Consider the following 19,297-nt stretch of genomic DNA (forward strand, 5'->3'; position numbering starts at 1 on the left):
CATGACCGCCGTCCTTCCCGATCGCTCCCCCGCCCCCGCCCCGCTCCTCGCGCCGGACGGTTCCTGCGCGGGCTGCGACACCTGCTCCGCACCAGTCGGCCACCCGGCCTTCTGCTCCTGCGGCGACTGCGCGGCCGGTACCGGGCCGGCCGACCTGATGGCCCGGCTCTCCGCCGTCCCCGGCGGACGTACCGCCGTCGTGGGCGGTGACCGGGACCTGACCTTCGCCGAACTGCGCGAGGAGGCCGCCGCGTTCGCGGCCGGTCTGGCCGCCCGGGGCATCGGCCCGGAGAGCGTCGTGGCGCTCTGCCTGCCGCGGGGAGCCGACCTGGTCATCGCGATCATCGGCACCCTCACCGCCGGCGCCGCCTATCTGCCGGTCGACCCGGCGCTGCCCGAGGAGCGCCGCCGGTACCTCGTCGAGGACTCCGGCGCCGGCCTCGCGGTCGTCGCGGTCACCGCGTCCCTGCCTCGGGGCTCCGGCGTCCCGGCCCTCTCCCTGTCCGCCCTGACCTCGCAACAGTCCGGCCGTCCGGCCGTGTTCGCGCCGGAGCCGGTCGCCGCCGGCACGCTGGCCTACGTCATCTACACCTCCGGGTCCACCGGCCGGCCCAAGGGCGTGGAGATCGGCCGCGGTGCCGCCTCCCTGCTGCTGCGAGAGCTGGAGGGGGTGGGCGCCGCCACCGGGGAGGGCCGCCGGGTCGGCTGGAACGCCTCCCCGTCGTTCGACGCGTCGGTGCAGCAGTGGGTGCGGCTCTGCCGCGGCGACACCCTCGTGATGATCGACGAGGAGACCCGCCGGGACCCCTCGCTGCTCGCCGCGTTCATCGACGCCCAGGCCCTCACCGACCTGGACATCACCCCCTCGCACGCCGATCCGCTGCTCGACCTGCTCACCGGGGACGGCGGCCCCCGGCCGCTGACCCTGCTGGTCGGCGGTGAGGCGATCAGTCCGGCACTGTGGGACCGGCTGGCGGCTGCCCACCGGTCCGGCCTGCTGCGCGCGCTCAATGTGTACGGGCCGACCGAGTGCACCGTCGACGCCACCGCCGGCTGGATCGACCGGCCCGGCCGGCCGCACATCGGCACGGTGCTGCCGGGCCTGCGGGCGCTCCTGCTGGACGAAGGCCTCGCACCCGTCGCCCCGGGGGAGGCCGGCGAACTGTATCTGGCGGGCCGACGCGTCGGCCGCGGCTACCGGGGCCGTCCCGGGCTGACCGCGGAGCGGTTCGTCGCCGACCCGACCGGAGGCCCCGGCGAGCGGATGTACCGCACCGGCGACCGCTGCCGCCTGCTGCCGGACGGCCGGCTCGCCTACCTGGGCCGTGCCGACGGTCAGGTGAAGCTGCGCGGGCACCGCATCGAGCCGGCGGAGACCGAGGCCGCCCTGACCCGCCAGGACGGGGTGGCCGAGGCCGCCGTGATCCTGGGCGCGGACGCGGGCGGCACCGCCTGCCTGATCGCCTACCACCGGGGCGGCGACCCCGAAGTACTGCGCGCGGCGCTGACTGCCGAGATGCCCTCGTACATGGTTCCCTCGGCGTTCGTCCCCGTGGATCGCTTCGCGACGACGCCCAGCGGCAAGCTGGACCGCTCGGCGCTGCCCCCGAGTCTCCCCGCGGCCCCGGCGGAGCCCGGGCCGGCGGCGGCACAGGACGACGGGGCCGCTCCGGCCGGCCGTGCGGAGGAGCTGATCGCCCGGGTGTGGGCCCAGGTCCTCGGCCGCTCGTCGATCGGACCCGACGACAACTTCTTCAAGCTCGGCGGCCATTCGCTGCTCGCCATCAAGCTGGTCTCCCGGGTACGGGCCGAGCTCTCCCTGTCACTGCCCGTGAAGGCCGTGTACGCCCACCCGAGACTGCGTGACCTCGCCGCTCACATCGGCGAGCTCATGGCCGCCCGGGATGCCTGAACTCCTCCCGCGTATCCGCAGGTTCCGCCTTCCGCCCGTACCCCGCCCGCCCCCGCCCTTCCCGAGGAGCAGCAATCGTGATCCCCCTCTCCTACGCCCAGCGTCGGCTGTGGTTCCTGAACCGGCTGGAGGGCTCGTCCCCCGCCTACAACGCACCGGTCGTGCTGCGCTTCGACGGCACCCCCGACCGGGGTGCCCTCGCGGCGGCGGTGCGGGACGTGGTGGAGCGTCACGAAGTACTCCGCACGGTCTACCCGGCCAAGGACGCCGAGCCGTACCAGCACATCGTCGGCGATCCCGACGTACGGTTCGAGGTCCGGGAGTGCGCGGCCGGCGAACTGGATGCCGCCGTCACGGCCCTCGCGCGCACCCCCGTCGACATCGAGCGGGAACTTCCGCTGCGGGCACGGTTGTTCACCGATCCTGCGGGACAGGCCGTCCTCGTCCTGCTGATCCATCACATCGCCACCGACGGCTGGTCGGTCGGCTGCCTCCTGGCCGACCTCGACGCCTCCTACCGGGCCCGCGTCGAAGGCCGTGCTCCCGACCGGGAGCCGCTGCCCGTCCAGTACGCGGACTACGCGCTGTGGCAGCGGGACATGCTCGGTGATCCCGAGGACCCGCGGAGCACGGCGTACGAGCAGCTCGCCCACTGGCGCGAGGCCCTGGACGGCATCCCGGCCGTGACCCGGCTGCCCGCCGACCGGCCGCGTCCGGTGGAACCCTCCCACCGGGGGGCCACCGTCACCGGCCTCCTCGACGCCTCGGCCCACCGGGCGCTGACCCGGCTGGCCCGGGCCCACCGTGCGACGTTCTTCATGGCCGCCCGGTCCGCGCTCTGCCTGGCGCTGCGGGCGGCGGGCGCCGGCCCGGACGTGGTGGTGGGCACGCCGGTGGCCGGACGCCCCGAGGAGGACCTGCACGAACTCGTCGGATTCTTCGTGAACTCCCTCGCGCTGCGCGCCGATCTCTCCGGCGATGTCGGACTCGGCGCACTGCTGGACCAGGTCCGCGACACGGACCTGGCCGCCTACGCCCACGAGGACCTGCCCTTCGACCTGCTCGTGGAACACCTCAACCCGGAACGGTCCCTGGGCCGCCATCCCTTCTTCCAGGTGATGCTCACCGCGCAGACCGCGCAGGACACCACCGTGTCCATCGGCGGCATACCCGCCGCTCTCGACGGGGCCGACCTGGCGACCGCCAAGTTCGACCTCAGCTTCCACTGCACCGAGACGCACCGGCCCGACGGCGATCCCGACGGCGTGCAGCTCGGACTGCAATACGCGACCGACCTCTACGACGAGAACACCGCGCGGCTGCTCCTGACCCTCTTCCAGCGCGCGCTGGCGGCCTTCGCCGAGCAGGCGGGCGACACCCCCGTCAGCCGGATCGACCTGCTCACCGATGGTGAACGCCAGGAGCTCGACCGCCGTCATGAGGCCCTGACCCGGGCCGAACGGCACGCCGCCACCCAGGGCGCGCCGCACGACGGCGACCGGCCCGGCCAACGCCGCGCCGCCGATCCCCGCGAGGAGATCCTGCGCAGTCTGTTCGCGGAGATCCTGGGCCGTGAGGAGGTGCTGGCCTCGGACAACTTCTTCAAGCTGGGCGGGCACTCCCTGCTCGCCGGGAAGCTCACCAACCGCATCCGCACCACCCTCGGCCTGCGGGCCGCCATCCGCGACATATTCCTCGCCCCCACTCCCGGACAGCTGCTGCGGCGCCTCGGTGAGGACCGCGAGGACTCCGTACGACCTGCCCTGCGCCCGGTGCCGAAAGCACTGCGGCCCACCCGGACCCCCTTGTCCGCCGCCCAGCAACGCCTCTGGTTCATGAGGCAGTTGGAGGGACCGAGCGCCACCTACAACATTCCGGTGGTGACCCGGCTGCGCCGCCCGGTCGACCCGGACGCGTTCGCCGCCGCCCTGGGCGACGTCGCCGAACGGCACGAGGTGCTGCGCACGGTGTACCGGTCGGCGGGCGGTGAGCCCTATCAGGAGGTGCTGGAGGGCGCGCGACCCGTGCTGGAGACCGTCACGACGGACGGGCCGGACCGGCTGCGGGCGGCCGTGGACGCCGCCGCCGGGCACGTCTTCGACCTCGGCGCCGAGATCCCGTTCCGCGCCTGGCTCATGGAGGAGGCCGGCGGGAGCCAGGTGATGGTGCTGCTGGTGCACCACATCGCCGGGGACGGCTGGTCCACCGGCTGCCTGCTCGCCGACCTCGACACCGCCTACCGGGCCCGCGCCGGGGGCAGCGCTCCCGGCTGGCGACCGCTGCCCGTCCAGTACACCGACTACACCCTCTGGCAGAACGACCTGCTCGACGGCGAGCACGGCATCGCCGGTGAACAGCTCGCGTACTGGCGAAAGGCCCTGGACGGGATGGGACCGCTGCTCGCGCTGCCCACCGACCGGCCCCGGCCGGCGGAGGGTGACGGGGTCGGCGCCCTCACCGGCTTCGAGGTCGGTGCCGCCACCCACCGGGGGCTGCTGCGCATCGCCCGCCGCAACGGCGCGACCCTCTTCATGGTGGTGCAGGCCGCCCTCGCCTCGCTCCTCACCAGGCATGGGGCCGGCACCGACGTGGCGCTCGGCACCACCGTGGCGGGCCGTGCCGACGACGCCCTGCACCCGCTCGTCGGGTTCTTCGTCAACACGCTGGTCCTGCGCACCGACACCTCCGGGGACCCCGCGTTCACGGAGTTGCTGCGCCGGGTCCGCGACTCCGGTCTCGCCGCCTACAGCCACCAGGACCTGCCCTTCGACCGGCTCGTCGAGCACCTCAGTCCGCACCGTTCCGCCGCCCACGCTCCGCTCGTCCAGGTGATGGTGCAGGTGCACGCCGCCGGGACCGCGGCCGGCGCCCCCTCCGCCCTGGACGGCGATCCGGTCGTCTTCCGCAGCACCGGCGCCAAGTCCGACCTCACCTTCGCGCTGACCGAACGGGCGGAGCCGGACGGCGGCCCGGCCGGTCTGCAGGGCGTCCTCGAATACGCCACCGCGCTCTACGACGAGGACACCGCCCGCCTCCTGGCCCGGCGGCTGGCCGAGACCCTCGACGCGTTCGCCGCGGATCCGGGAGCGCCGTTGTCCGGGCCGCGGTACGGTCCGCCGGCTCCGGGCGGCCGGGAGGCGGTCCTCGACGAGCTGGGGCGTCCGGTGCCGGTGCGGGTGCCCGGCGAGGTCCACGCGCTCACCCCGGGCGGGGCGCCGCGCGCCACGGGGCGGCGGGCCTACCCCGGGGCCGACGGCGCCCTGCACCCCGTCGCCACGCAGACGGTGGGCGGTTACCCGGTGGAGCCCGGCCGGGTGGAGGAGGTGCTGACCGGGCACCCCGCCGTGTCCGGCGCGGCCGTCGCCGTCCGGGACGGCCGGCTGCTCGCGTACGTCGTCTGCGCGCCCGGCGCCGGTGAGGCCGAGCTGCGCGGCTGGGCCTCCGAGCGGCTGCCCGAGTACCTGGCCCCCGCCCGCGTGATCAAGGTGCCGCGCCTTCCGGGGCCGGGTGAGGACGCCGCGGAACTGCCCGAGGAGGAGACACCGGCGGCAGAGGTCCCGGCCGACTGGGAGGAACGCCTGCTGGGCGTCTTCCGCGACGTTCTCGACGGTCGCGCCATCAGCCGTTCGGACAACTTCTTCAAGTCGGGCGGCCACTCCTTGCTGGCCGTACGGCTGCTCAACCGCATGCGCTCCGAATTCGGCCAGGACCTCACCCTGCGGGACGTGTTCCGCAACCCGACCGTGACGTCCCTGGCCCGGCGGCTCGCCGCCGGTGACGGGGCCGCGGCCGCTCCGGCGGCGGCCGGACGCGCCGCGTCGCCGGCGCTGCGGCGCCGCACCCGCGCGGGCACCCGGAGCCGGGGCTGACGCCCCCGGCACCTGGCGGGACCGGCAGCTCCGGGCGGCATACTGCCGCCCGGAGCTGCCTGGCGTACTGCCCCGTCCCGGGTCGCGCCGCCCCTAGCGTGAAGGGCACGGAGGCGAGAGGACCCGTTCGCCCCGGTCTCTCGGCCCTTTACCGGAGGAAATCAGCATGGCCCCCATCAGAACGGAAGACCTGCTCGACGGCGGACCACCTCCCTCCCCCGCCCCGCCGGTGCTGGACCTCATCGCCCACCAGGTGCGCACCCGCCCCGGCGCCTGCGCCCTCGTCCACGGCACCGCCCGGCTGACCTACGCCGAGCTGGCCGGGGCGGTGCGCGACCGCGCCCGTGCCCTCACCGGGGCGGGTGCGGGCCCCGGTCGCCTCGTCGCCCTGCACCGGCCGCGCGGCATCGACGCGATCGTCGGCCTGCTCGCCGTGCTCAGCACCGGCGCCGCCTATCTCCCCCTCGACGTCGAGGCCCCCGACGCCCGCAACGCGGCTGTCCTGAAGGACAGTTGCGGAGACCTGGCACCCGCCCCCGCAGAGGTCGCCCGGCACGGTGAGGTCGTCCTGGCCGGCCCAGGTGCCGACGAGGACGCCGCGTACGTCATCTACACCTCCGGATCGACCGGCACTCCCAACGGCGTCGTCGTCGCCCACGACTCCCTCGCCCACTTCATCGCCGGCGCCATCCCCGTCTACGGCATCGGCGCCGACGACCGGGTACTCCAGTTCAGCCCGCTGCACTTCGACGCCAGCGTCCAGGAGGTCTTCGCCACCCTCGGCGCGGGCGGCACCCTCGTGCTGCGCACCGAGGACATGCTCGACGTCGCGGAGCTCCTGGCCGGGTGCGCCCGCCACGGCATCACGCTGCTCGACCTGCCCGCCGCCTACTGGCACGAACTCGTCTACGTCCTGGCCACCGGCTCGGCCCGGCTCCCGGACTGTCTGCGCACCGTGATCATCTACGGCGAGGCCGCCCTCCCCGAGCGGGTCGCCCAGTGGCGCGCCCTGGCCGGGGAGCGGGTCCGGCTGCTCAACGCCTACGGCCCCACCGAGACCACCGTGGTGGCCACCGTCGCCGACCTCAGCCGGCACGGCGACGGCCCCATCCCGATCGGCCGCCCCCTGCCCGGCGTACGGGCCGCGGTGGTGGGCGGTGAACTGTTCCTGCTGGGCGGCGGTCTGACGCGCGGATACCTCGGCCGTCCCGAGCTGAACGCCCGCCGCTTCACCGAGCTGGACGGCGAACGCGCCTACCGCACCGGCGACCTCGTCACCATCGGGGAGGACCGCCAGATCGTGTACCACGGCCGTGCCGACGACGAGGTCAAGATCGGCGGACAGCGCATCGACCCCGCCGCCGTCGACTCCGTCCTCGCCGGCCACCCCAAGGTCCGGGAAGCCGCCGTCGTCGCCCAGCAGGGCGGAGACGGTGTCAAGCGGCTCGTCGCCTTCGTGGTCACCGAGGGCGGCACCGGCGCCGAGGAACTGCGCGCCTGGATACGCGAGCGCATGCCCGCCGCGGCGGTCCCCGCCGCCGTCAGCGTCGTCGTCGCGCTGCCCCGTACCAGCTCCGGGAAGATCAACCGCAAGGCGCTGCGCACCGCCGACCCCCGGCTGCCGGTCGTCGACGAGGAGCCGCTGCCCGTCGACGACCGGGTGCCGCTCTCCCACGCCCAGCGCCGCCTGTGGCTGGTCAACCAGCTCGACGGCCCCTCCGCCGCGTACAACCTGCCGATCGTCCTGCACCTGGACACCGCGCCCGACCTCACCGCGCTGGCCGCCGCCGTGGGGGACCTGGCCGAGCGGCACGAGGCGCTGCGCACCGTGTTCCTCGCTCCGGGGGACGAGCCGTACCAGCACGTCCTGGCCCCGTCCGCGATCCGGCCGCGTACCGTCCTGTGCCCGTCCGGCGAACTTCCGGACCAGGTGGCCCTGTTCACCGCCGAGACCTTCGACCTCTCGCGTGAACTCCCCCTGCGGGTGGCTCTGTTCCTTCCCGAGGAAGGTCCCGGCGCGACCCTCGCCGTGCTGCTCCACCATGTCGCGGGCGACGGCTGGTCACTCACCCCTCTGATGACCGACCTGGCCCACGCCTACCGGGCCCGGACCGGGGGCGCCGCCCCCGACCGGGAACCATTGCCGGTCCAGTACGCCGACTACACCCTCTGGCAGAACGACCTGCTCGGCGCGAGTGAGGACCCGCACTCCGCCGTCTCCCAGGGCCTGGAGCACTGGCGCGAGGCCCTGGAGGGGGTGCCCGCCGTCACCGATCTGCCGCTCGACCGGCCGCGTCCCGCCGTCCCGAGCCACCGCGGCGGTCTGGTGGACGTCACCCTGGAGGCCGGCGTCCACGCACGGCTGGTCCGCCTGGCCGCCGATCACGACGCCAGCCTCCTGATGGTGCTCCAGGCAGCGCTGGGCCTGGCCCTGCGCGCGGCGGGCGGCGGCGAGCGGGTGGCCCTCGGCACGCCCGTGGCCGGACGCGACGACGAGGCGCTCGACGCCTTGGTCGGCTTCTTCGTCAATACGCTCGTCCTGCCCACCGACACCTCCGGCGATCCGGCCTTCGCCGATCTGCTGGGCCGGGTCCGCGACACCGACCTGGCCGCCTTCGCCCACCAGAGGGTCCCCTTCGACCTGGTCGTCGAGCACCTCAACCCGCCGCGAACGCCCGGCGTGCACCCGCTGTTCCAGGTGATGCTGACCCTGACAGCGGCCGGCCCCGACGACAGCGCCTTCCGCTTCGGCCCGATCGACGGCCGATTCACGGCCGCCGGCCCGGCCACCACCAAGTTCGACCTCACGGCCGCGTGTGTGGAGCACCGGGACGCCGCCGGAGCGCCCGCCGGACTGCGGCTCGCTCTGGAGTACGCCCGCGACGTCCTCGACGAGGACACGGCGAGCATTCTGCTGGCCGCGCTGGAACGCGCCCTGCGCGCCGCCGCCGACCGTCCCGCCTCCCTGGTCGCGGACGCGGCACTGGTCGCCGCCGACGACCGCCGGGCCCTGGACGGACGCCGGAAGCGAGCGGCCGCCCGGGCCGTCGAGGCAGCCGCCACCGCGGACCGTGCAGCCGCCCTCGCCGCCGACGCGCCGCCCGCCGAACACGTCGACACGCTGCGCGCCATGTTCGCCGAGGTCCTCGGACTGGACCAGGTCGGCCCGCACGAGGGCTTCTTCACCATCGGCGGCCACTCCATGAGCGGGGTGCGCCTCGCCAACCGGATACGGGCCCGGCTCGGCGCCGACATCTACGTACGCGACCTGCTGCTGGCACCCACTCCCGCAACCCTGGCCCGTCGTATCGCCACCGGCGTCACGGCCGACGGCGGCGAGCACGCCCCCGCCGCCGCGCGACTCGCCCCGCGCGCGGACCGGCCCGAGCGCGTCCCGCTGTCCTACGCGCAGCGCCGGCTGTGGTTCGTCGACGCCTTCGAGGGGCCCAGCGCCACCTACAACATCCCGCTGGTCCTGCACCCGGCCGAACCGCTGGACGCGGACGTCCTGGCCGAGGCACTGGCCGACCTCGCCGGCCGCCACGAGGCACTCCGCACCCGCTACCGGGCCGTGGACGGCGAACCCCACCAGGAGATCCTGCCGGCGGCCCGTCCCGCCCTCGACGTGCGGACCGTCCCGGCCGGGGCGCTCGCCGACACCGTCGCCGCGGCCGCCGGGCACGTCTTCGACCTCGCCGAGGAGATCCCCCTGCGGGGCACGCTGGTCGAACCGGACGACGGAAGCGGGCAGGTCCTCGTCCTGCTCGTGCACCACATCGCGGCGGACGGCTGGTCCACCGGGCCGCTCCTCGCCGACCTGGCCCACGCCTGCGTCGCCCGGGCCGGGGGCCGTGCGCCCGAGTGGCAGCCGCTGCCCGTCCAGTACGCCGACTACGCCCTCTGGCAGCAGGAGCTGAGCACCGGACCGGCCGCCCGCGCGCACCTCACGTTCTGGGAGAAGACCCTCGCGGGTGCTCCCCCGGTGCTCGAACTGCCCGCCGCGCGCCCCCGCCCCGCCGAAGCCTCCCACCGGGGCGGACACGCCCCCGTCACCGTCGACGCCGCGACCCACCAGGCCCTGGAGACGCTGGCCCGGCGCAGCGGCGCCACGCTCTTCATGGTTCTCCAGGCGGCGCTGGCCGCCGTCCTCACCCGGCACGGGGCGGGCACGGACCTGCCGCTGGCCACCATGACCGCGGGACGCGACGACGAGCAGCTGAGCGATCTGGTCGGCTTCTTCGTCAACACCCTGGTGCTGCGCACCGACACCTCCGGCGACCCGACCTTCGAGGAGCTCCTCGCCCGGGTCCGGGAGACCGATCTGGCCGCCTACGCGCACCAGGAACTCCCCTTCGACCGCCTGGTCGAACACATCAACCCGGCCCGCACCACCGCACACCACCCGCTGGCCCAGACGGTCGTCCAGCTCCACCACGACTACACCCGCGACGCCCCCGGCGCGGACGCCCTCTTCCGGCCGGCCGGACCGGGCGCCGGTGGGGGGATCTCGACCAAGTTCGACCTGACCTTCGCCATGTGGGAACGGCAGGACGGCGACGGGGAGCGGGCCGGACTGGCCGGCGGTCTGGAGTACGCCACCGACCTCTTCGACGCCCCGAGCGCCGCGCTGCTCGCCGCCCACATCGGGGAGTTGCTGCGGGTCGTGGCCGCCGACCCGGCGACACGGATCGGAAGGGTCGACCTGCTCACCGCGGCCGACCGGTTCCGGCTGATCGCCGAGTACAACGACACGGCCACCGCCACCGCGGCGCCGGCCCCGGGCACGGTGCACGAGCTGATCGCCCGGCGGGCGGCCGCGGCCCCGGCCGCCCCGGCGCTGATCACCGACGAGGAGACCCTCGGATACGGAGAGCTCGACGCCCGTGCCGAGGTGCTGGCCTCCCGGTTCCGGTCGGCGGGAGTGCGCCGCGGCGACACCGTGGGCGTCCTGCTGGAGCGCGGGGTGGCGCTGGTCGTGTCGGCGCTCGCCGCCCTCAAGTGCGGCGCCGCCTACCTGCCGCTCGACCCGCGGCTGCCGTCGGCCCGCATCGGGCTGATGCTGACGGACGCGCGGGCCGGTCTGGTGGTCACGGACGCCTCCCGCACCGCGTGCGTCCCGCAGCCGGAGGGCGCCGCCCTGCCGGTGCTGGCCGTGGACGCCGCCGTACCCGGGGAGGCGGCCGCGCCCGTGTCCGCGGCCTGCGGGGCCACCGGCGACGACCTGATGTACGTGATGTTCACGTCCGGATCCACCGGCCGCCCCAAGGGGGTCGGTGTCACCCACCACAACGTGGTGGCGCTGGCGGCCGACCGCGACATCGCCACCGGGGGCCCGCAGCGGATGCTGGTCCACTCGGCGACCGGGTTCGACGCCTCGGTCTTCGAGATCTGGGTGCCGCTGCTGAACGGCGGCAGCCTCGTGATCATGCGCGGTGACGGCACCGACCTGGCCGAGACCGGCCGGGCCGTGCGCGAACACGGCGTCACCGCCGCCTACTTCACCATGGGTCTGTTCCACGTCATGGCGGACGAGGGCCTGGACACGCTGGGGCTGCTCCGCGAGGTGTGGACCGGCGGGGACGTCGCCTCCCCCCAGGCCGTCCAGCGGGTCCTGGACCACTGCCCGGACACCGTCCTCGTCCACTCGTACGGGCCGACCGAGACCGCCTTCGCCTCCCACAACCAGTGGTTCACGACGGGTCAGCGTTCGCTCCGGGGCGCCGGGGTGCACCTCGGCCGCCCGATGGACAACACCCGCAGCCATGTCCTCGACGACGCCCTGCGGCCCGTGCCGCCGGGGGTGCCCGGGGAGCTGTACATCGCCGGTTCCCATGTGGCGCGCGGCTACACGGGACGGCCCGGCCTGACCGCGCAGCGGTTCGTCCCCGACCCGTTCGAGGCGGACGGCAGCCGTATGTACCGCACGGGCGACCGCGTGGTGTGGACCCCCGGCGGGGAGCTGCGCTTCCTCGGGCGCGCGGACGGCCAGATCAAGCTGCGCGGGGTACGGATCGAGCCGGGCGAGGTCGAACAGGCGCTGTCCGCGCACCCGGCGGCCGGGCAGGTCCTCGCCCTCGTCCGCGAGGACGCGCCGGGCCGCAGGAGCCTGGTCTGTTACGTCGTGCCGCGCGCCGGTGAGGCGGTCACCGAGGCGCAGCTGCTCGCCACGGCCCGCGCCGCGCTGCCCGAGCACCTCGTGCCCTCCGCGGTCGTCGTCCTCGACGCGATCCCGCTGACCGTCAACGGCAAGCCGGACCGCGCGGCGCTGCCCGCCCCGCGGCGGGACGCCGGGGCGGGCGGGGGGAGGCGGCCCCGCAACGCCCGTGAGGAGGTGCTGTGCGGGCTGTTCGCCGAGATCCTCGGTGTGCCCCGGGTCGGCATCGACGACAACTTCTTCGCGCTGGGCGGGCATTCGCTGCTCGGCATCCGCCTGGTCAGCCGCGTCCGCTCGGTCCTGGGCGTCGAACGCACCGTCCGCGACCTGTTCCGCTCGCCGACCCCCGCCGGGCTGCTCGGCTCCCCCGAGGACGGATCGGCCGGAGCCATGGGCGTGCTGCTGCCGCTGAGCACCCGTGGCGCCCGCCGCCCGCTGTTCTGCGTGCACCCCGGCACCGGTGTCGGATGGGCCTACGCCGGCCTGGCCGGGCACCTGGGCGACGACCAGCCGCTGTACGCCCTGCAGGCACGGGCGCTGAGCGAGCCGGGCCACCGGCCGCGCAGCGTCGAGGAGATGGCGGACGACTACCTCGAGCACATCCGGCAGATCCAGCCCTGGGGCCCCTACCGGCTGCTCGGCTGGTCCTTCGGCGGCATCGTCGCCCACACGATGGCCGTCCGGCTCCGTGAGGCCGGCGAGCGGGTCGAGCTGCTCGCGCTGATGGACGTGCACCAGACGGGGCCCGGCAGTGTGTCCGTACTGCCGCCGCAGGAGAGCGCGCCGGCGGCGGCCGGCGATCTCGCGGCCGAGGTGGAGCGCATCCGTCGCGAGGACCCCGTCCTCGGCGGGTTCAGCTCCGCCGAGATCCGGGGGGTGCTCGGTGCCTCCGAGACGCACGCCGCTCTCATGGCCCGGCACGTGCCGGGCGTGGCCGACACCGGCGCCCTCTTCTTCACCGCCCGAAGAAAGGGTGAGGCGGAAGGCGCCCTGGCCGCTACCTGGATTCCGTTCCTGGACGGAATCATCGAAAATCACACCGTTGAATCCGGTCACCTCCGGATGGCTGAGCAAGAGCCCATCTCACACGTCGGAAGAATCATCTCGGAGAAACTCTCCGCCCTGCAGGAAAACGAACTGAGGAGCCAGTCATGAGCAACGCCGTCAATCCCTTCGACGACACCGAGGGCATTTTCCACGTCGTCGTGAACGACGAGGGCCAGCACGCCCTGTGGCCCGACTTCGCGGACATTCCCGCAGGCTGGAGCAGCGTCTGGGGCACCGGAAGCCGCGCCGGCGCCCTGGAGTACATCACCGCGAACTGGACCGACATCCGCCCCCGGAGCCTGGTGGCCCAGTACTCCTGACACACCTCGGGAAAGAAACAGGCAGAAAAGAGCCGTGTCCCGCGCAATCCGCGCGGGACGTGGCTCTTTTCCCATTCCTCCTTCATCGCGACCGCCACGGGACGTGGATCGGAAAAGGAAACTGCCGCTCCGTACTGCCGCCCCGACTTCCCCTCCGGGAATCCTTACGACCCTATTCTCGAACACATGAAGATACTCCTGAGCGGAACCGCTTCGGATTCACACACATGGAATCTCGTGTACCTCGGGCTCTTCCTGGAGGAGCTGGGGCACGAGGTGGCCGGCCTGGGGCCCTGTGTGAGCCCGGAACTGCTGGTGGCCGCCTGCCGTCGGCACTCCCCCGACCTGGTGGTGCTCAGCAGTGTCAACGGCCACGGCTACCGCGACGGCCTGGCCGCCGTCCACCGGCTGCGCGCGGAGTCCGCGACGGCCGCACTGCCCGTGGTGATCGGCGGCAAGCTCGGCGTCGCCGGCTGCCGTCAGGAGGCCGACGTCACCCGGCTGCTGCGGGCAGGCTGCGACGCCGTCTTCGGTGACGGCGACCTCGACGCGCTGCGCGGCTTCCTGGCCGCCCACGCCCGCGAGCAGGTGCCGACATGAGCGCCGCACCACCGCCCTTCGGCTCCTTCGTCGCGGCGGGCGCCGCGGTCGGCCGCCTCGTCGTCCAGCCCCGCATGGGCTTCAGCGACCCCCGCGCGATGCGGACCGGCCTGGAGCGGACCAGGGCCGCCACCGCCACCACCGTCGGTACCCTGACCATCGACAGCTACACCCGGGTCGGCGATCTGGCCGGAGCCCGCGCCGCCGTCGCCGAGGGCGCCCGGCTCAACGGCTATCCGATCGCCACCCACCCGCAGGCCGTCACCCGGTCGCTGCTCGACGCGGTACTGGACGCCGACTTCCCCGTACAGGTACGCCACGGGTCCTCCCGGCCGGAGGCGATCATCCGCGCGCTCACCGCCGCGGGCCTCGACGCCACCGAGGGCGGCCCCGTCTCCTACTGCCTACCCTACGGACGCACCCCGCTGCGGGAGTCCGTCGAGGCCTGGGCGCGCGGCTGCGAGCTGCTCGCCGACAGCGCCCGCCCCGGCGGCGTACCGCACCTGGAGAGTTTCGGCGGCTGCCTCCTCGGACAGCTCTGCCCGCCGGGCCTGCTCGTCGCCATGAGCGTGCTGGAATGCCTGTTCTTCACCCAGCACGGCCTGCGCAGCGTCTCGCTGAGCTACGCCCAGCAGACCGACCAGGACCAGGACGAGGAGGCGGTACGCGCACTGCGGAGACTGGCCTCCGAATTCCTCCCGGCCGGCGTCGACCACCACGTCGTGCTCTACACCTACATGGGCGTCTACCCCCGCACCGAGCACGGCGCGACCCGGCTGCTGGAGTCGTCGGCCCGGCTCGCGGTGCGTGCCGGAGCCCACCGGCTGCTCGTCAAGACGACCGCCGAGGCCCACCGCATCCCCACCGTCGAGGAGAACGTGCGGGCGCTGGAGACCGCCGCCGCGGCCGCCGCGCTCGCCGGGCGTCCGCCGGCCGCGGGTCACGACGCGGGCGGCGAGGTGTACCAGGAGGCCCGCGCGCTGATCGAGGCCGTCCTCGGCCTCCACCCCGATCTGTCCCGCGCCCTGCCCACGGCGTTCGAACGCGGCCTGCTGGACGTGCCGTTCTGCCTCCATCCCGACAACGCGGGCCGCTCCGGCAGCTTCATCGACCCCGCCGGCCGGCTCCGCTGGTCCCGGACCGGGTCCATGCCGATCCGGGCCGACGCATCGGCCGACGCCACCGCGCTCACCGCCTCCGACCTGCTCACCGCCCTCAACCACGTCGCCGAACACCACGACCGTACGGCGGCGCCCCAGCCCGTCGGCTGACCCCGGCGGCCCGGTGCCGCCACCCGCGAACTCCCCGCGTCCCCGGACGCTTCAGGACGACCGAACAGGAGACCCTGCCATGGACCAGACCCCGCGAACCGGCGGAGCTGTCACCCCGCCCCCGCTCGGCGAACACCTGCGCTCACCCCGGCTGCGCGCCGCCATGCTCATCCAGCAGGAAGCCCTGCACGCCGCCAGGGACTACCTGCGCGGCCGGGACTTCGTGGAGCTGCTGCCGCCACTCGTCGGACCCGTCACCGACCCCGGCGGCCGCGGCGCCAAGGCACTGGACGTCGACTACTACGGCCATCCCTACAAGCTGATGACCAGCGCCATCCTCTACAAGCAGGCCTCGTTGCGCGGCTTCCCCAAGCTCTTCTACATCGCCCCCAACGTGCGGGTCGAGCCCGAGGAGACCGCCACCACCGGCCGGCACCTGGTCGAGTTCCACCAGATCGACGTGGAGATCGCCGACGCGAGCCGTGAGGAGGCCCAGGAGATCGCCGCCGGCCTCCTCACGCACGTCACCGAGCAGGTGTGCACGGCCCTCCCGGGCGTGCTCGCCGAACTCGGCCGCGAGGAGGCCGGCTTCGCCGACGTCCGCAGCGGCAAGTACGACGTGTGCACCCACCACGAGGCAGTCTCCCGGCTCCTGGCCTCCGGCCACCCGCAGAACCCCGACGGCGAGATCGACTGGGCCGGCGAGCGCCTCCTCTCCCTGGAGAGCGACCGGCCGTTCTTCATCAACGACTACCCCAAGGGCTCCCGCGGCTTCTACGACCGGGAGGATCCCGACAACCCCGGGGTGCTGCGCAACTTCGACCTGATCGCCCCGCATGGCTACGGCGAGCTCGTTTCCGGCAGCGAGCGGGAATCCGACTACGCGACCATCGTGACCCGCATGCGGGAGAGCGGCGAGAACCCCGCGAAGTACGCCTGGTACCTCAAGGAGGCCCGCGAGGGCATCCCCGCCAGCGCGGGTTTCGGCATGGGCCTCCAGCGCCTCGTCCGCTTCCTGACCGGTCTCGACGCCGTGTGGCAGGTCAGCGCCTACCCGAAGCTGCCCGGGGTGGTGGCCCCGTGAGCGCCCTCGGAGCACCGGGCTTCCCCGAGGCGCGGATTCGCGCCCGCGCCCGCAACGGCACCGCCGAGGTCTTCCCCGACCCCGACGCGTACGGCACACAGCTGTTCGGCCCCGGCGCGTACGGCGCGGACCTGGCGCACGGCCCCGGCGACGGCCTCGACGGCGCCCGGATCGTCCCGCCCGTCTTCACCCCCGAACGCCTCGAGAAGCTCATCGACCTCGCCCGCGAGCCGGAGTTCACGGACGTCGACCTCTCCACCCGGGTGGGCGGCTTCGCCTCACGGCTCCCGCTGTACCTGTCCGCCTTCGGCTCCACCCGGGCAGGCAGCGGTGACCTGGCCGTCCACGCGAGCAGGCAGGCGGCCCGGCTCGGCATCCCCATGGTCATCGGGGAGAACATGATCCCCGTCCACGGCTACCGGCGCGCCGGCGACGCCACCCGCTCCGCGCTCCTCAGCCGCATCGAGGCCTATCTCGACGCCGTGCCCGACGGTGTCGGCGGCATCGTCGTCCAGCAGTCCACCGAGGACGCCGACTCCGAGGTCTGGAACCTCCTCTACAGCGACCCGTCCCTCCGCCCGCTCCTGGAGACCGGCCGCCTGGCCTTCGAGCTGAAGACCGGCCAGGGCGCCAAGCCCGGACTCGGCGGCATGACCGTCGTCGGCGGGACCGAGGCCGAACAGCTCGCCCGGCGCTTCACCGTGCGCAAGGTCTTCGACGAGGGGGGAGAACGCCAACTGCGCTGCGCCACCCCCGGCACGTTCACGGATGAGATCCTCCGCCAGCAGCTGCGCTTCATGCGGAACAACTTCCCCAAGGCCATCACCTGGGTGAAGTTCCACCCGGGCCGTGACATCGCGGACGCCGCTCGGACCGCCTGGGCGGCCGGTGCCGGGGCGGTGACCGTGGACGGCGCGGAGGGCGGAACCGGCTACGCGCCCCGGGTCTTCCTGGACCAGGTCGGCCTGCCGCTCGCCGAATGCCTGCGCCGCATCGGCCGCCCCGACGGCTGCCTCCTCGCCAGCAGCCGCATGTGGGAGGGCGGACGCGCGCTGCGCGCCCTCGCCCTCGGAGCCGACGCCGTCGGTCTGGGCCGCGCGGCCCTGATCGCCGTGGACGAGGACCCCGAGCACGGCCTGGAACGCCTCGCCGACAGCATCGCCCTCGAACTGCGTCTGCTCATCAGCGCGCTCGGCAAGTACAGCGTCACCGCCGTCGGCCCCGACGACCTCTGGTGGCCCGACGCCCCGGCGGCACCGGCGCACCGGCCCGCGTCCGACCCGCTGGGAGCCGTGCGGTGACCGCCGCCCGCCGCCCGCGTCCGGGTCAGGCACCGCACGTCCGTCGCCGGCCCCCCGGTGGCCCTGTCATGACCGCCCGCCGGCACCTCGCCCACTGCACCGTCCACGCCCGCTTCTCCCTCTCCGACATCCCCCGGATCAGCGTGGCCGCCGCCCCCGACGAGCGCTCCGCGGCCACGGCCCGCGCCGCCGCCGTGCGGGCCCTCGCCCAGGCCGGGCGCGGCTACCTCGGCGGCCGCGTCGAACTGCGCACGCACGGCGGGACCGCCCGCTGCCGCTCCGTACGCCGGGCCACCGACCGCGCCGTCGCCCTCGCCGTCGCGGCGACCCTGCGCGGCGACGCGACCGGCGTCCGGGTACGCGTCCGCCCGCTCGGCTGAACCGGTCCCGCCCGCAGGACCCTCCGCACCCCGCCCCCCGACCGTCTCCGCAGAAGGCCGACCCCATGGAACCGAGCTCCACCACCAGCGCACCGGCCGGCACCGGCCCCGGCGTCGACTGGCCCCGCATCCGCAGCCTCGTCGTCGGTCAGGCCGCCGTACAGGCAGGGAGTTTCGCCCTCCTGATCGCCATGAGCTGGACCGCCGTCCAGCTCGGCGGGCACGGCGCCGTCACCTTCGTCATCCTCGCCTCCACCCTTCCGCGGGCCCTGATGCTCCTGTTCGGGGGCGTACTCACGGACGCTCTGGGCCCCCGTGCCCTCCTGCTGCGCGCGACCTCCACCCGCGTCGCCGTCCTGGCGGCCGGGGCCCTGATCACCGCGACCACCGAGACGCTGTGGCCGCTGATCGCCATCGCCGTCGTCGAGGGATCGCTCCTCGGGCTCACCGGGCCCGCCTCCGGCGTCCTGCTGGTCCGCCTCGCCCCCGACGAACACCTCGGCCGCGCCAACTCCCTCTTCTCCATGGTGCTGCGCCTGGCGCCCATCGCCGGATCGCCGCTCGGCGCGTGGCTCGTCGTCGTCGGCGGCCTGCCCAGCGTCATGGTCCTCGCCGCCGTCGGCTGCGCCGTCTGGCTGGTCTGCGCCGCCCACGTCACCCACGGCATGCCGCGCCCCGAAGCCCGCACGTCCGGACCCTCCGTACTGCGCCGCTCCGGCGACGGCTTCCGGCTCCTGGCCGCCCACCCGCGGCTGCTGTGGATGTTCGTCGCCTGCTTCTGCCTGGACCTGGCGTTCGCGTGGCCGGCCGAGGTCGCACTGCCCCTCCAGGCCTCCGCCAAGGGCTGGGGCGTCGGCACGGTGGCACTGGTGCTCGCCGCATTCAGCGTGGGCGCCCTCGCGTCCGCCGCGGCCGGCTCGGCCCTCGCCCACCGCATCCCGGTCTTCCTCAAGCTGGTGGTGACCGGCACCGGGCTCGCCGCCGGTATGGCCGCCATGGCGCTCATGCCCTCGCCCCTCACGCTCGCCGGCGTGGCCTGCGCCGTCGGCCTGTTCTCCGGCCTCAACGGGCCCGCCCTCGTCACCGCCTACCAGCAGGCCGTCCCCGAGGGCCGGATGGGAGCGGCGATGTCCATCCTCAGCCTCGCCACCATCGGCGCGGCCCCCGTGTCCCTGGCACTGTTCAGCGCCGTCTCCCTGCACCTCGGAGTGACAGGGACCTGGCTGCTCTGCGCGGCGCTCGCCTTCCTCTCCCCCCTCGCCGCGGCCGTCGGGCTGCGCGCCCCGGCGGGGAAGACGGCCCCACCCCGGGCGACGGTCCCCACCGCGCCCGAGCCCACCACCACTTCCGTGTGAGGCA

General features: G+C 74.4%; 10 protein-coding genes. All 10 read left to right on the forward strand.

Annotated features, from left to right (window positions below):
• The first annotated feature begins 1 nt into the window (after window position 1).
• The gene (locus tag AB0F38_RS15055; protein ID WP_361892121.1) at window positions 2–1,912 is read left to right on the forward strand and encodes an amino acid adenylation domain-containing protein; all 1,911 of its coding nucleotides are present in this window, start codon (window positions 2–4) and stop codon (window positions 1,910–1,912) included.
• A 77-nt stretch (window positions 1,913–1,989) separates the two neighbouring features.
• Entirely contained in the window at window positions 1,990–5,781 is a 3,792-nt protein-coding gene (locus AB0F38_RS15060) for a condensation domain-containing protein (RefSeq protein WP_361892123.1), read from the forward strand.
• A 166-nt stretch (window positions 5,782–5,947) separates the two neighbouring features.
• Window positions 5,948–13,090 (forward strand): amino acid adenylation domain-containing protein, encoded by a 7,143-nt coding sequence (locus AB0F38_RS15065; RefSeq protein ID WP_361892126.1) that lies wholly within the window; start codon window positions 5,948–5,950, stop codon window positions 13,088–13,090.
• The gene (locus tag AB0F38_RS15070; protein WP_361892128.1) at window positions 13,087–13,302 is read left to right on the forward strand and encodes an MbtH family protein; all 216 of its coding nucleotides are present in this window, start codon (window positions 13,087–13,089) and stop codon (window positions 13,300–13,302) included. Before AB0F38_RS15065 ends, AB0F38_RS15070 begins: the two co-directional genes overlap by 4 nt.
• 186 nt (window positions 13,303–13,488) lie before the next feature.
• Window positions 13,489–13,902 carry a cobalamin B12-binding domain-containing protein gene (locus tag AB0F38_RS15075; RefSeq protein ID WP_361892130.1) on the forward strand — a complete coding sequence of 138 codons (414 nt, stop codon included), beginning with the start codon at window positions 13,489–13,491 and terminating at the stop codon, window positions 13,900–13,902.
• A complete protein-coding gene (locus tag AB0F38_RS15080; RefSeq protein ID WP_361892133.1) occupies window positions 13,899–15,173 on the forward strand; it encodes a methylaspartate mutase in 1,275 nt (424 codons plus the stop codon). Before AB0F38_RS15075 ends, AB0F38_RS15080 begins: the two co-directional genes overlap by 4 nt.
• A 79-nt stretch (window positions 15,174–15,252) precedes the next feature.
• The gene (locus AB0F38_RS15085; RefSeq protein ID WP_361892135.1) at window positions 15,253–16,257 is read left to right on the forward strand and encodes an asparagine synthetase A; all 1,005 of its coding nucleotides are present in this window, start codon (window positions 15,253–15,255) and stop codon (window positions 16,255–16,257) included.
• Entirely contained in the window at window positions 16,254–17,558 is a 1,305-nt protein-coding gene (locus tag AB0F38_RS15090; protein ID WP_361892138.1) for a glutamate synthase-related protein, read from the forward strand. Before AB0F38_RS15085 ends, AB0F38_RS15090 begins: the two co-directional genes overlap by 4 nt.
• A 68-nt stretch (window positions 17,559–17,626) precedes the next feature.
• Complete coding sequence (locus AB0F38_RS15095; RefSeq protein ID WP_361892141.1) at window positions 17,627–17,938, forward strand: hypothetical protein; 312 nt, start codon at window positions 17,627–17,629, stop codon at window positions 17,936–17,938.
• 65 nt (window positions 17,939–18,003) lie between these two features.
• Window positions 18,004–19,293, forward strand: coding sequence for an MFS transporter (locus AB0F38_RS15100; RefSeq protein WP_361892145.1), 1,290 nt, complete (start codon window positions 18,004–18,006; stop codon window positions 19,291–19,293).
• Window positions 19,294–19,297: the final 4 nt, after the last annotated feature.

Source organism: Streptomyces sp. NPDC025273, from assembly GCF_040638585.1.
Lineage (GTDB): Bacteria > Actinomycetota > Actinomycetes > Streptomycetales > Streptomycetaceae > Streptomyces > Streptomyces cinereorectus.